Here is a 14,006-nt window from a genome sequence, read left to right on the forward strand (position 1 = left end):
CCAAAGGCATAATAAAAATACGCAGCAGTGAAATTATTTACAAAATGTGCTGTCATCGCAAGGAATATACTTCCAGATTTATAAACAAGATAACCGAAATAAACACCAAGAGCGATCAAAGGGATAAAACTAAATGGATTTGCATGATACATCGCAAAAATCACACCTGTTATTATAAAGCCGAGTTTGTAATTGCTTGCCTTTGAAAGATTATACTGAACAAGCCCACGAAATAAAAGTTCCTCGCAAATCGCCGGAGTTAAAGCGACAACAATGGCAACGAAAATAAATTCAAGTGGCGATTTTGCAGAAATCAAAATTGAGTAAGTTCGTTCCATCATCTTGCGCAATGTCTCAAAAATTGGTGAAAGTTTCTGAATTGGAAACAACATATCCTGAACATAAAGATAAACTTGAGCGATGCTTTGAAGCGAAAGAGTTCCAACGATAGCAAGTAAAATTTCAAATAATCTCGGCGTTTTCAATTTAAAAATTTCCCTGTAATTAACCTCTTGCCACTTCGCAAAAAATAAAGTCGGGACAAAAATAAAAAGAAATTGAGAAAGCATCGTCATAAATCTAAAACCTTGAACATTCCCTTCGCTTAATCCACCAAACAAAAGAAATGTCAAACCAGCACCAAAAAATTGATAGAGAACGAAAACAGTCCCAAGTGCTATCAAAGTCATCGCAATCGGTGATGACTTGATTGAAGATTTAACAGCAATAGATGATTCCTCAGGATTAAATTTCTCGAACTTGTCTTTAAATTCTTCGCTCATGGTTGATTTAAATTTTACTTTTAATCATTGCAACAAGAAGAGGTATCATAATTTCGTGATGTCCAGTTATCATAAAGCCCTGCCCACCGCCTTGAGTTGGTCGCTGAACAACATTAACAGTTGGTCTATAATGGCGAATCATATCAAAATTTGCTGTCGTAAATCCAAAAGCATTAAAACCAAGATTGCGAACGACTGTTAATGCTTTGAGAAAAACCTCAGGCATAATCACAGCAGAACCAACATTGACAACGACGCTTTCATCATCAAGTTTTGTCAAAACATTGCACAAAATTTTAAAATCCCTGAAACTCATTTCACCCGTGACAGAGCCATTCATCGTCGGCTGTTGATGAACTATGTCTGTGCCAATTGCTGCGTGAACTGTAACAGGTATGTTTAAATTATAAAAATTCGCAAGGACGCTGTAATCTTTATTTGGAGCATCTACATCGTTCAATTGTTTTCCGAGAGCTTCACCATAACCAAGGTCTGAATTTTTGCAGTAATGTTCAAGCGTGAGATTTATAAAATCACCTGTTTCTTTCGCCATACCAAAACTTCCATCCATTATATTTTCAGCCACATCCTCTGATGTCTGACCAAAAAGTGCGGTTTCAACATCGTGTATTGCGGTTGCACTGTTCATTGCAAGTGCTTTAAGAACTCCCATTTTGCCAAGTTCAATTAAAAGAGGTGCAAGCCCAACTTTTATAACATGAGCCCCGATGAGAAAAACAACAAGTTTATTTTTTCTGTAAGCGTTCACAATTTTATCAACGAGGATTTTTAAATCCTTCGCAACTAAAATTTCGGGAAGAGAATCAATGAACTCAATGAAGCTTTGCGTCTTCGGGTCAAAAACTTTCGCAAATTCTGCAGTGTTAACTTTGCTTTTTCTGTTTTTAATTGAAATTGTCCTTACTTTCGTTAAATCAATCTTCTCGTATTTTGACTTCATCAATCAACCTTTGATTTTATATTTTCAATTCCTTCAAACTCTCTCAATTCCCCAACGATATTTCCAATCGGGATCTCTGCTGTCATCTTCACTGGAATTTTTTTATCGTCATTCGTGATCCAGAGCAAGAATCTACCTTTTGCTTTGAAAAGCCCACCCTCAACGATCAACGGCTCAACAACGACGCACTTAAATTTTCCAGCTTTTACTTTTACCATTTGCTCACCGAGATATTTTATCTCAAGTGGATAAGTGCGATTTTTATAAAAATTTTCAAGCCTTACTCTCTCGCCAACTTTTTTATTTGAATAATCCTGAGTTCGTGCATAATAAAAAGCGGAGAAAACATCCTGAGCATATTGTGGAATTGGAAAAACACCTTCCGATGTTTTTGCTATTAAATTAACATGATCAAACTCCGCATAAAAATCAAACTTATATCCGCCCTCTCTTATATGTTGTTCAAATCTCCACGGATAAATTCCTTCAACATCAATATAACTTTCATATCTATCCTCAACTTTATAAAAAACGGAGAAAAAAGGCAACGACCAAACGCGAAAAACCGCACGATAGCACTTCCTCCCATTGTAATCAATTATCTCAGGAATTGAAATCTCCGCCTCTCCAACTTTAACAAATTGATATTTCACATCATAAACAAGACGTTCGCCAACTTTAAAAGCATTATGCTCAATTTTTCTGCTGTTAAACTGGATTATTCTTTCGTTATCCTGTTTCAAAGCAAATGAGCTTAGAAAAAGTAAAATCAAAACCAGGTTTTTATACATTAACACCAACCTTTTCTTTTATTGCCCTTAAAACATCATCAATGTTTATCCTATCCATACAGTCAAAAAATTTGCATTTTTCTCCAACGCATTTTTTACATTCAAACGGAACATTTGGAACGAAAATTGTTTTATTTTCGGTGTAAGGTCCCCATCTTCTTGGGCTCATAACTTTTATCGGCGGATAAAAGCCAACAACAGGAGTTCCAACTGCACTTGCAATGTGAATTGGTCCAGTTGAGTTTGAAACAAAAACAGAAGCAAGTTTTATCAATGCGGAAAGTTCTTTAAGGTTCAACAAGCCAGAAAAATCATAAACATTTTTTTCATTGCCAGCAACATACCTGACAAGCTCTTTTTCAGATTCGCTTCCCGTGAGAATTACCTTAAATCCTTCTTCTGAAAGTTTCTTAACAAGCTCTTTAAACCTCTCTGGCTTTAAATCTCTCGCTGAACCTTTGCTTCCGGGATGAACGATGATATAATTTCCGGGTGTAATTTCATTTATTTCAAGAATTTGATTTATCCTCTCAAACGCGGATTGCGGAATGAATATGTCAAACTTAACTTCATTAACTTCAACCCCAATCTCTCGGATCAAGTTTAAATTATACTCAACCTCGTGCTTTTGTGCATATTTTCTGTGTTCAAAAATTTTTTTATTGAAAAGAAAAGAATAAAACCTATAACCTGTGCCAACTCTTATGGGAATGCGCGCAAGCCAAAGGGCAAGCGCTATTTTAAAAACAGGAAAAACAACAATCGCAAGATCAAAATTTTTTTCCTTTATCTTTTTAAAAAGTTCAAAAACACTTTCACTCGGATTGTAGATTAAAATTTCATCAATCGCTTTATGACCATACAAAATTTCGCTTGCATATTCACTCACAAGAAAAGTTATCCTCGCATCCGGATAAAAGTCCTTTAGAGCATTTACAACAGGTAAAGTCAAAATCACATCGCCAATTTTATCTGTTCTGCAAACGAGTATGTTTGAGAATTTTTTCATTTATATTCTTTTGTGTTTTTGCTTGATAAAATATAAATCAAGTGGCTTTAAAAAACAATCAACGCAGTTTCTTATACTGAAACCACTTTGCAGGTTGAAGATCAACACACTTGAAATTGAGCTTAAAAATTTTTATTTTTTTGCAAGAAGGTGATGTTTTAAATAAATTTCAGGGGCAATAAAATTATCGCAATACCTAAAACAAAAATCGAGATGAAAAAATGGAGGAAAAGAACCTCAACTTGCCAGAAGACATATGCAAAGAGATTGAAAACTTAATCAAGACCGCAAATTTGACTTCGGAGGAAAAGATAAAATTGTGGAACGATGTTGCAGAGTTTATATCAAAATGGATTGAGATGAACATTGAACATCACGAGGGGGGTTGAAAAAGAAGGGGCTCTTAACGAGCCCCTTTAAACTTAATCTTCAGCCCTACCTTGTAAAAATTTTTCAGCAAGTTTCACATCTTCCTCGCTCCCGATGAATAACGGTGTTCTTTGGTGTAAACTCGTCGGCTTTATGTCAAGTATGTTTTGAAATCCATTGCTTGCTCTTCCACCAGCTTTCTCAACAACATAGGCAAGCGGTGCTGCTTCGTAAATCAAACGCAACTTCCCTTCGGGATTCTTTGAATCGCCCGGATACATAAAAATTCCACCATAAAGAAGCGTCCTGTGAAAATCAGCAACCAAAGTCCCGACATATCTCAACTTGTAAGGTCTTCCCGTCGCTTTGTCCTCAGCTTTGAGATAATTGATGAACTTTTTCATATTCTCGTCCCATCTCTCGTAATAACCTTCATTCACGCTGTAAATATCCCCCTTCTTTGGGATGCGTATATTTTCGTGAGATAAAAGAAATTCGCCAATGCTCGGATCAAGTGTAAAGCCATGAACACCGTTTCCAGTTGTATAAACCAAAATTGTGCTTGAACCATAAACGACATAACCAGCTGCGACGAGATTTCTCCCGGGTTGTAAAACATCTTCCTCAGTTCCCCCGCCTGACTTTGTCACTCTTCTGAAAATTCCAAAAATAGAACCAATTGAAACATTCACATCAATGTTTGAACTTCCATCAAGCGGATCAAAAACAAGAACATATTTACCTTTGGCAAGTTCTTCCGGAATTTCAATTAAACCCTTGCTTTCCTCGCTTGCCATAACGCAAAGATGTCCTCCTTTTTGCATAACATTGATGAAAATTTCATTTGCAAACTCATCAAGTTTCTGAACGACATCTCCCGAGACATTGACTTTTCCAGTTGAGCCAATGATGTCAACAAGCCCGGCTTTTGAAACTTCACGCCAGACAATTTTCGCAGCAAGCGCAATATCAGTCAAAAGTTTTGAAAACTCCCCCGTTGCGCCGGGAATCTCATGTTCCCTTTCAATAATGAAACGCTCAATTGTCACGATCCTTTGCATTTTTAACCCCTCCTTTGATTTTTAAATTTTGTTAACTTCTTCAAAGAACTTCATTCCTTTTGAGAATGACTTTAACCTTTGCTCCCCGATAAAGCCATCATCTTTTTAACCTTTTCCTTATACTGCAATTGATAAAGTCGGTAATAAATTCCTCTCTTTTCAAGCAATTCCTCGTGTGTTCCAATTTCACGAACCTCTCCTTTGTGTAAAACAATTATCTTGTCAGAGTTTTGAATCGTTGATAATCTATGTGCGATGATTATAGCAGTTCTATTTTCAAGAAGTTTTTCAATCGCATTTTGAATTATTCTCTCCGTCTCAACATCAACGCTTGAAGTTGCCTCATCAAGGACAAGAATTTTCGGCTCATAAACCAAAGCCCTTACAAAAGATATAAGTTGCTTTTGTCCAACCGAAAAATTAGCACCTCTTTCGTGAACATTTTCAAAATATCCATTTGGAAGTTTTTCAATGAACTTATCCGCACCGATTAAACGAGACGCTTCAACAACTTTTTCAAAAGGTATATTTTCATTCCCAAGCGTGATGTTTGTCAGAATATCGCCTGAAAACAACATAACATCTTGCAACACCACCGCTATGTGCTTTCTCAAATCTCTTTCATCAATGTTTTTTATATCTATCCCATCAATCAAAATTTGTCCCTTTTGAACCTCATAAAACTTGCTTATCAAGTTTATAATCGTGCTTTTTCCCGAGCCAGTTGCTCCAACAATTGCTACTTTTTCACCTGCATTAATTTTAAAAGAAACATTTTTCAAAATCCAGTCCTCATCATTAATAATTTCGCCATCGTCTCGGTATGCGAACCACACATTTTTAAACTCAATTTCACCACGTATATTTTCAAGTTTAACTGGGTTTTGTGGCTTGCTTATGAAAACTTTTGTGTCAAGAAGTTTAAAAATTCTTTCTGCTGAAGCCATCGCTGTTTGAAAAATGTTATACTTTTCCGATAAATCTCTCACTGGTCTGAAAAACATTTCGGTATATTGAATGAACGAGATTAAAACGCCAATTGTCACAGTTCCTCTTATAACTTCGCCACCACCATACCAAATTATCAATGCAACGCCAATTGCACTTATAAGTTCAACTGCAGGAAAGAAAACCGCATAGTAAAAGATTGATTTTATGTTGGCATCTCTATACTTTGCATTTATCTGATCAAATTTTTTAAACTCTTCTTCTTCCCTGTTGAAAATTTGAACCACGCTCACACCCGAGAAATGTTCTTGAAGGAAAGCGTTAATCCTTGCTATTAAAGTTCTAACTTCCCTATATGCTTCTCTTGCCTTTTTTCTGAATAGAAATGTTGCATAAAAAAGCAAAGGTAAAACGCTCAAAGTGACAAGCGAAAGTTCAAAACTTAACTTAAACATAAAATAAAGTATCCCGATAATCGTAAATATATCGCCAAAGACAAGCACAATTCCAGACGAATACATTTCGTTTAATGATTCAACATCATTTGTCACACGTGTTACAAGTCGCCCTGTTGGATTTCGGTCAAAAAATCTCAAAGCAAGCCGTTGCAAATGCTGAAAAATTTCCATCCTTAGGTCAAAAATTGTCTTCTGTCCTATCCATTCTGTCGTATAACTCAAAAGATATTGCAAAACGCCTTGAAGAAATAAAATTCCAAAAAGCAAAAATGCTAATTTCGTAAGCCCGTTGAAATTTGACTTCAAAATATAATCATCTATTGCAAATTTCGTTATGTAAGGTCGCAACGGATTTAAAACCGCAAGTATCAAAACAAGGACAACTGAAATCACAACTTGTTTCCAGTATGGCTTAACATATTTCAAAAGCCGTTTCATCAATCTTGAATCATACGCCTTGCCAAGTATTTCATCCTCTCTGAAATCGTGCTTACATAAAGATGCTAAATTGTTTTACATTCTTTCAAGTTCCTCTTCAAGTATTTGCTTCTGATAAAGATCAGCATAAATTCCACCAAGTTCAAGCAATTCATCGTGTTTCCCAACCTCAACAATTTCACCATCGTCAATTACAACTATAAAATCAGCATCTTTAACAGCGGTTATGCGATGCGATATTATTATCGTCGTCCTTCCTTTTCTGAACTCTCTCAAATTTTTTAAAATCACTTCTTCAGTATATGCATCAATTGATGAAAATGAATCATCAAGAATTAAAATTTTCGGCTCTTTTATCAATGCTCTTGCAATTCCAACTCTTTGCTTTTGTCCCCCAGACAAGGTTATGCCTCTTTCACCAACGATTGTATCAAATTTATTCGGAAAATCCATTACTTCGTCATAAATATGAGCAAGTTTCGCAACTTCAATAATTTTTTCATCGCTTACACCATCAACGCCAAATTTTATATTATTCTTCACTGTGTCGGAAAAAAGAAAAACCTCCTGCTGAACATAGCCTATACTTTCTCTCAAAACTTTAAGTGGAATTTTCTTAACATTTACTCCATCAATCAAAACTTCACCTCTATCGGGATCAAACAATCTTGGGATTAAATTCACAAGCGTCGTTTTACCGCTACCCGTATAGCCAACTATTCCAACCGTTTGTCCCTGCTTTATTTCAAGATTTATCCCTTTCAAAACATAATTTTCGGAGTCGGGATATTTAAACCAAACATCTTTGAAAACAATCTCACCTTTGATTTCTTTAATTGAATAGTCCGTTTCATCCGTATCTTTAATTTGCGGTTCAACTCTCATAACTTCAAGCAATCTATCCATTGATGCAGAAGCTCTTTGAGTTAAATTAACAATCCATCCGAAAGCGATCATTGGCCAGATTAAATAGCCAAGATAAATCAAAAAAGATGTTATCTGCCCAAGCGTCATCATTCCCTTTATAACTTGATAACCACCATACCAGACGACAAGTATGATTGAAATCCCAGTTATCAAAATCATCAACGGATATGTTAATGCTTGAACTTTTATAAGTTTTATGTTTTTAAAAAGATACTCAAGATTTAACTTTCTGAACTTTTCAATCTCATAATTTTCTCTCACATATGCCTTTATAACTCTTATGCCCGAGATGTTCTCCTGCGCTGCTGTTGTAATAACTCCGAAATGTTCCTGTATATCTTCATATCTTTCGTGGACAATCTTACCAACTTTATAGACAAGGAAAGAAATTAAAGGGAGAGGAATTAGCGTTATCAGAGTGAGTTTTAAATTCATTGAAAACATAATCGCAAGGATAACGACAAATTCAATTGCTGTTTCAACCGAATACATAATCCCAGGTCCAAGGAAATTTCTAACAGCTGGAATATCGTTTGTTGCATAAGCCATTATATCGCCGATCTTTTTATCTCTGAAATAAAGATAGTGCAACCCCTGAACATGACGATAAAAATCATTTCTCATATCATATTCAATCTTACGAGAGGCAACAATTATCGTTTGCCTTGTGAAAAATGAAGCGATACCGCTTAACAGAGTTGACCCAAGAACAAGCGACGCAAAAAATAGAAGTTTTTCCCCTGTAACTCCACTTTTCAAGCTATCAACTGCACGACCGATTAAAATTGGAATGAAAACATAAAAAACCTCGCTTATCAAAATTGCCAAAATTCCAAGCGAGATTAATTTCCTGTATTTTAAGATGTATGGTTTAAGTTCAAACAAAGATTTCATAAGCCAGAGTCAAAAAAAATTTTTTAATTTTTCGCCTCACGCAACCAATTTCAAAAATAAAAAAACAGAGCAAAACAGAAAAACAATGGAACAAAAATTTTCACTTAACATTAACTTTTATCGTCGCTTCATCTCCCGTAAATCCAATTTTTCTATGCGTTCCATCGCAAAATGGTTTATTTTGTGAGCCACCGCATCTACACAAAGCGATCGTCTTTTTATCTATTGTCTCATTTCCAGAATCCCGCTCAACTTCAAATGTCCCGCTTGAAATTTCAATTAAATATGGACCGTTCTTACTTGCTTTTATCTTAATCATTTTTCTGTGAGCTTTTTGTTAAAACTTAACAAAATAAAAAAATTTTTGCAAATTGGGTTTATAAAGTAAAAAGCCCGGGCATTGAACCCGGGCTTTGGGATTAGAACCAGAGATATCCTCCACGGGATCTACGCGTGAGAAATTCATCAGAAGTTAAGTTAAGGATTGCAAGATGTATAATTTCATCCTGATAAATAAGCCCTGCACAAGTGTAATTGTTATTTTTAAACCTCACATCATCCCCAAGTCCGACGGATTTTACAGATTCCCATTTGTAATTTTTGAAATCGTTTATCAAATCTTCAATCGTTTCATATCCTTTTCTTATTCTTTTCTCAGAAATCGCACTCAATATATAACCAGCAATTAACCCATCGTGATAAATTTTATAAGCATTTTTCAAGGAAACATAATCAACGCCAACAATTACTCCATCTATCAAAACGATTATTCCATTTTGTCCATCTTCATATCTAAAAGCATTAAAATAATCCGATCTTCTTTCCTCAATAACATTATAAGCATCATCAATTGCAAATGTGTTTGAGCTTGCGCCCGCTGAGGAAATAAAGAAGGCAACTTCTTCCCAAACCATTCCCTGATGTGCGTAAAACCTTCCGGAACTTTTGATTGATTCAGTAACTGATGCAGCTTTCTTTGCTCTTAATTTAAACGGAACCATGAATTTGTGTTTTACAAATTCTCTTGAACGATAGCTCCAACGTCCCTGCTCAACGCAACTTACGGGGATAAATGTCGTGGATTTCTCCTTGATCAAAACCGTTGTGTTAAGAGTTCGGTTTTGTTTTGCCCCCACAAGCTCCTCGCCATCAAGCATAAGAATCGGGACATCGGCAAAATTCTCAACTTTTAATTCATTAACAACGCCACTTTCACTTACCTCCGTAATTTTAACAAGCTTTTTAGACAGTGCCTCAGCAAGCGTAAGATACTTAACATTCCCATCGTTCAAAGCAAAAATCGGATACACGGTCATATTCTCGTAGCTTTTCGGCTCACCAATGCGAACCTGATTGAAGAAATCAATTTTAAGCATGGTAATTTTACCCCCTGAATTTTTTTGTTTAACTTAAAAATTTAAAAAAGCGAATTCCCCGGAATTTCAAATTTCCAACGCTTTGGCTACCTCCCGATTTTATTTTTAAAAACCCATTCGTAAAAATTTAACAAAACAAAGTTTCAAAAAAGTTTCCAAAAAATAAAAAAGGTCGCCGGGAGGCAACGGCGACCGTAGGTAAAATGATGGGTGGTGGGTCATCATGCGCCGGCTAATTCAAGAAGGCGTGTCCACCTTCGGTCAACCTCTTTTTGAATTTCATCTATCAAATGCTGATTTTCTGGCTTGAATAAATGAGAAAATCTTCCCTGAAGTTTCAACCATTCAACCACAGGTTTCTTCTCACGCGGTTTGTAATTGATTTTATATTTTCCATTTTCAACCTCATAAAGTGGCCAAACACAGGTTTCAACAGCAAGTTTTGCAATCTCAATTCCCTTCTCCGCTGGATAACGCCACCCAAGAGTGCACGGAGCAAGGATATTTATAAATTTGGGTCCCTTGATTGAAAGAGCTTTTTCAACTTTCATATTTAAATCTTTCCAGTTATGCACCGATGCTTGAGCAACGTACGGGATTCCGTGTGCAGCCATTATTTGTGTTAAATCCTTCGGAAATTGTTTTTTGCCAAACTCAACTGCACCAACAGGAGTTGTTGAAGTTTGAGCAGCAAACGGTGTCGCACTTGAACGCTGAATTCCCGTATTCATATAGGCTTCATTGTTATAGCAAATATAAAGAACATCGTGCCCGCGTTCAGCCATCCCAGAAAGTGCCTGAAATCCTATATCATAAGTTCCACCATCTCCACCAAATGCGATTATCTTTATCTCCTCATCAATTTTCCCCTTCTTTTTTAAAGCTTTATACGCAGATTCAACACCGCTCATCACAGCAGCAACATTTTCAAAAGCAACATGAATGTATGGAACTTTCCACGCAGTATATGGAAAAATTGTTGACACAACCTCCATACAGCCCGTTGCAAATCCAACAACGCAGGGATAATTAACAGAAAGTGTCACTTGCCTTAATGCAACAGCAGGAAGACACCCAGCACAAGCTCTATGACCAGCTGTGAATTTAACTTCACGCTGTGATAACTCTTTTAAATTCGCCAATTTTTACTTTTCATATGTTAATTTTTGATTTTAAATCCTTTTTTCTCTCCGACATAATCCTCTTCACCACGAACGCCAACATACCGCGGTAGATTAGGAACTTCACCAGTGATTTTAACTTTTTCAAGCTCAAAGAAAATTTTTTCAATATCCTTTGGACTTATATCCCTTCCACCAAGACCATAAATGTAATTTACGACTGGCAAATTTGCCATCTTTGTCCCTTGCAGAACTGCCTTAACATCAAGGCAAACAGGACCACAAACCGAACCGAATGCAATTGATCTATCCATCACCCCAACAACAGAAGCATTTGAGAGATATTCTTTTACTTCATCACGCGGGAAAGGTCTATAAACTCTTATCTTCAAAGCTCCAACCTTCATCCCGCGCAATCTCAATTCATCAACAACATCTTTTATCGTCCCAGCTGTTGAACCAAGTGAAATTAAAACAGTTTCAGCGTCATCAATTTCATACGGCTCAACATAGGCATATTTCCTACCGCTGATTTTGTAGTATTCTTCATCAATTTCCCTTATGAGTTTATAAGCATTTTCCATCGCCTCAGCTTGTGCCCTTTTATGCTCAAAATAATAATCTTGCAGATCAAGCGGTCCAAATGTAACGGGATTTTTAACATCAAGCAGTTTATACTTTGGGTTATATTCGCCGATAAAACTTTTTACGACTTCATCATCAAGAACTTCAACTCTTTCCATCGTATGACTTATGATGAAGCCATCCATTGTCACCATAACTGGGAGCAAAATTTCAGGATGTTCAGCAATTCTTACCGCTATGATTGTATTATCATAAGCTTCTTGAGAATTTTCAGAGAAAATTTGAATCCAACCTGAATCTCTTGCGCCCATTGTGTCGGAGTGATCTCCGTGAATGTTTATAGGTGCGCTTAAAGCTCTGTTTATAACAGCCATAACTATTGGCAATCTCAAACCAGCAGCTATGTAAAGAATTTCCCACATCAAAGCAAGTCCTTGAGAACTTGTGGCGGTCATAGCTCTGGCGCCAGCTGCACTTGCTCCCACAGTTGCACTCAATGCACTATGTTCGGACTCAACAAGTATCATTTCGGTGTCAACAAGTCCATCAGCGACGAACTCTGTAAATTTGTGCATTAATTCAGTTTGCGGTGTTATCGGGTAAGCAGCAACGACATCCGGATTAATTTGCCTCATTGCTTCTGCAACTGCCTCATTCCCTGTTAATGCCTTAACTTTCATTTTTCACGCCTCCAAAAAATTTTTGATTATTGATGTTCAAGAACCATTGTTATCGCTTTGCTTTTATCGGGGCAAACCTCAGCACATATTCCACATCCTTTACAATGATCGTAATCAAAACCAACAAGCTTGCCATCCTGAACAATAATTGAATTATCAGGACAATAAATCCAACAAATCAAACAATCATTGCATTTTGATTTGTCAAGAACAGGTTTAAAAGTTCTCCATGAGCCAGTTTTATATCTAATTGCGCTACCTGGCTCATCAATTACAGCTCCAACCGGAAGTTCAAACCACTTTTTTAATTCACTCATTCTCCCTTTACCTCCTCAAATGCTTTTTTTATTGCTTGAACATTTCCTTCAACTACTTTTTCATTAAATCTTCTGCTAAACTTCTTAACAATGTTTTTCAAAAGCGTATCAAGGTCAAGCACACCCGTAACTTTTATCAATGCCCCAAGCATAACTGTATTTGGTATTGGCTTTCCAATTGTGTCAAGAGCGATCTTCGTCGCATTTACAGTGTAAATTTTCCCTTTCTTTATCCCAAATTTCTCACGGATTTCTTTCGGGCTTAATTCGGTGTTAATTATCAAAATTCCATCGTCAGGCATTCCCTCCGTCACATCAATTGCTTCAAGAAGCGTTGGGTCAAGCACGATGACAACCTGCGGATTCTCAATTCCGCTGTGAATTCTTATAGGCTTATCATCAATTCTTGTAAATCCCTTAACAGGTGCACCCATTCTCTCGGGTCCGTATTCTGGAAAACCTTGCGCAAATTTTCCTTCTTCAATCGCCGTTTCAGCAAAAAAGCCTCGCTGCTGTTTTTTGCGCCTTGTCCTCCGCGACCATGCCATCTTATTTCAAGCATCTATCCAATAAAATTTTTTGTTTTAACTTTTCACAAAAATGCTCCTAATTCGGAGCAAATTTTCAACTTTAAAAAACATTAAAAAATCGTGCCAGAATAATCAAATTGTAAATCAATAACTTTCAAATCAAAAATGTCCCAAAATTCCCCTTAAAACAGAATTGGTGTCAAAGTGAAACACTCACTGCTGGAAGGAACGCAAAAGTTCAAAGTATCTTTTTATCAGCGCTTCATAATCCCTGTGGTAGTTCTCTCTTATTGATTTTAAAAGCTCCTGAAAAATTTTCTCTTTTTCCTCTTGAAGATTAAGCTCTGCTGGACTTTGCCTTGTTATGTTTTGTCCAGGTCTTGACTCACGCTGTTTTTCAAAATCACGCTCGTGAATTGATCTTTGAGCATCAAGAAGACGAGATAAAATTCTCTCCTGCTTTCTTATCGTTTCCTCTGTTAAGTTATTTGATTCAAGGTCAGAGACAACCTCCTTCATCTCCTCAGCTATCTTGTTTAAATCCCCAAGTATTCTGCTTCTATTCCCAGAAATCTCGGCTTCTTTCATAAGTTCTTGAAGTGATTTCCTTATCAATTCCTGCTGTGCTGCTAATCTTGCCATTTCCGCTTGTTGTTCAAGTGTAAGCTGTTGCATTAATTCCTGTGTTGCCTGATTTAGACCAAGTTGTTGCATTGCAAGTTGATTTAATTGCTGAAGCAAGAATTGTAAGCCACCACC

14 protein-coding genes and 1 pseudogene are annotated in these 14,006 nt (G+C 36.6%); 1 reads left to right on the forward strand and 14 read right to left on the reverse strand.

Features of this window, described 5'->3' with window-relative positions; translation table 11 throughout:
• The 4 genes from AWW83_RS09145 to AWW83_RS09160 all read right to left on the reverse strand — a co-directional run.
• The coding region (locus AWW83_RS09145) for a type II CAAX endopeptidase family protein (protein ID WP_092351071.1) at positions 1 to 782 on the reverse strand (782 nt) is incomplete at its 3' end.
• A 7-nt stretch (positions 783 to 789) separates the two neighbouring features.
• Positions 790 to 1,743 (reverse strand): GSU2086 family protein, encoded by a 954-nt coding sequence (locus AWW83_RS09150; protein WP_092351072.1) that lies wholly within the window; start codon positions 1,741 to 1,743, stop codon positions 790 to 792.
• The gene (locus tag AWW83_RS09155; protein WP_092351073.1) at positions 1,743 to 2,534 is read right to left on the reverse strand and encodes a DUF3108 domain-containing protein; all 792 of its coding nucleotides are present in this window, start codon (positions 2,532 to 2,534) and stop codon (positions 1,743 to 1,745) included. Before AWW83_RS09155 ends, AWW83_RS09150 begins: the two co-directional genes overlap by 1 nt.
• Positions 2,527 to 3,543 carry a glycosyltransferase family 9 protein gene (locus AWW83_RS09160; protein WP_092351074.1) on the reverse strand — a complete coding sequence of 339 codons (1,017 nt, stop codon included), beginning with the start codon at positions 3,541 to 3,543 and terminating at the stop codon, positions 2,527 to 2,529. The genes AWW83_RS09155 and AWW83_RS09160 overlap by 8 nt, the downstream gene beginning before the upstream one ends.
• A gap of 221 nt (positions 3,544 to 3,764) precedes the next feature.
• Between AWW83_RS09160 and AWW83_RS09930 the strand changes: the two genes are divergently transcribed.
• Positions 3,765 to 3,932, forward strand: a complete 168-nt coding sequence (locus tag AWW83_RS09930) for a hypothetical protein (protein ID WP_159421167.1) — start codon at positions 3,765 to 3,767, stop codon at positions 3,930 to 3,932.
• Positions 3,933 to 3,965: 33 nt separating this feature from the next.
• Here the strand turns inward: AWW83_RS09930 and fbp are convergent, their stop codons facing one another.
• The 10 genes and pseudogenes from fbp to AWW83_RS09210 all read right to left on the reverse strand — a co-directional run.
• Positions 3,966 to 4,973 carry a class 1 fructose-bisphosphatase gene (fbp, locus tag AWW83_RS09165; RefSeq protein ID WP_092351075.1) on the reverse strand — a complete coding sequence of 336 codons (1,008 nt, stop codon included), beginning with the start codon at positions 4,971 to 4,973 and terminating at the stop codon, positions 3,966 to 3,968.
• 71 nt (positions 4,974 to 5,044) lie between these two features.
• Complete coding sequence (locus tag AWW83_RS09170; RefSeq protein ID WP_092351076.1) at positions 5,045 to 6,817, reverse strand: ABC transporter ATP-binding protein; 1,773 nt, start codon at positions 6,815 to 6,817, stop codon at positions 5,045 to 5,047.
• Between the two features lie 75 nt (positions 6,818 to 6,892).
• Positions 6,893 to 8,638, reverse strand: coding sequence for an ABC transporter ATP-binding protein (locus AWW83_RS09175; RefSeq protein ID WP_092351077.1), 1,746 nt, complete (start codon positions 8,636 to 8,638; stop codon positions 6,893 to 6,895).
• 100 nt (positions 8,639 to 8,738) lie between these two features.
• Positions 8,739 to 8,957, reverse strand: a complete 219-nt coding sequence (locus tag AWW83_RS09180; protein WP_092351078.1) for a CDGSH iron-sulfur domain-containing protein — start codon at positions 8,955 to 8,957, stop codon at positions 8,739 to 8,741.
• Between the two features lie 100 nt (positions 8,958 to 9,057).
• A complete protein-coding gene (locus AWW83_RS09185) occupies positions 9,058 to 10,014 on the reverse strand; it encodes an ARPP-1 family domain-containing protein (RefSeq protein ID WP_092351079.1) in 957 nt (318 codons plus the stop codon).
• Between the two features lie 221 nt (positions 10,015 to 10,235).
• Positions 10,236 to 11,156, reverse strand: coding sequence for a thiamine pyrophosphate-dependent enzyme (locus tag AWW83_RS09190; RefSeq protein WP_092351080.1), 921 nt, complete (start codon positions 11,154 to 11,156; stop codon positions 10,236 to 10,238).
• Positions 11,157 to 11,173: 17 nt separating this feature from the next.
• Positions 11,174 to 12,400, reverse strand: coding sequence for a pyruvate ferredoxin oxidoreductase (gene porA, locus AWW83_RS09195; protein ID WP_092351081.1), 1,227 nt, complete (start codon positions 12,398 to 12,400; stop codon positions 11,174 to 11,176).
• A 26-nt stretch (positions 12,401 to 12,426) separates the two neighbouring features.
• Positions 12,427 to 12,717, reverse strand: coding sequence for a pyruvate synthase subunit PorD (gene porD, locus AWW83_RS09200; protein ID WP_092351082.1), 291 nt, complete (start codon positions 12,715 to 12,717; stop codon positions 12,427 to 12,429).
• Positions 12,714 to 13,265, reverse strand: a complete 552-nt coding sequence (locus AWW83_RS09205) for a 2-oxoacid:acceptor oxidoreductase family protein (RefSeq protein WP_320409429.1) — start codon at positions 13,263 to 13,265, stop codon at positions 12,714 to 12,716. The genes porD and AWW83_RS09205 overlap by 4 nt, the downstream gene beginning before the upstream one ends.
• Positions 13,266 to 13,460: 195 nt before the next feature.
• Positions 13,461 to 14,006, reverse strand: a pseudogene (locus tag AWW83_RS09210) (DUF4175 family protein); the annotation flags it as partial.

The organism is Candidatus Chryseopegocella kryptomonas (assembly GCF_001536065.1).
Lineage (GTDB): Bacteria > Bacteroidota > Ignavibacteria > Kryptoniales > Kryptoniaceae > Kryptonium > Kryptonium kryptomonas.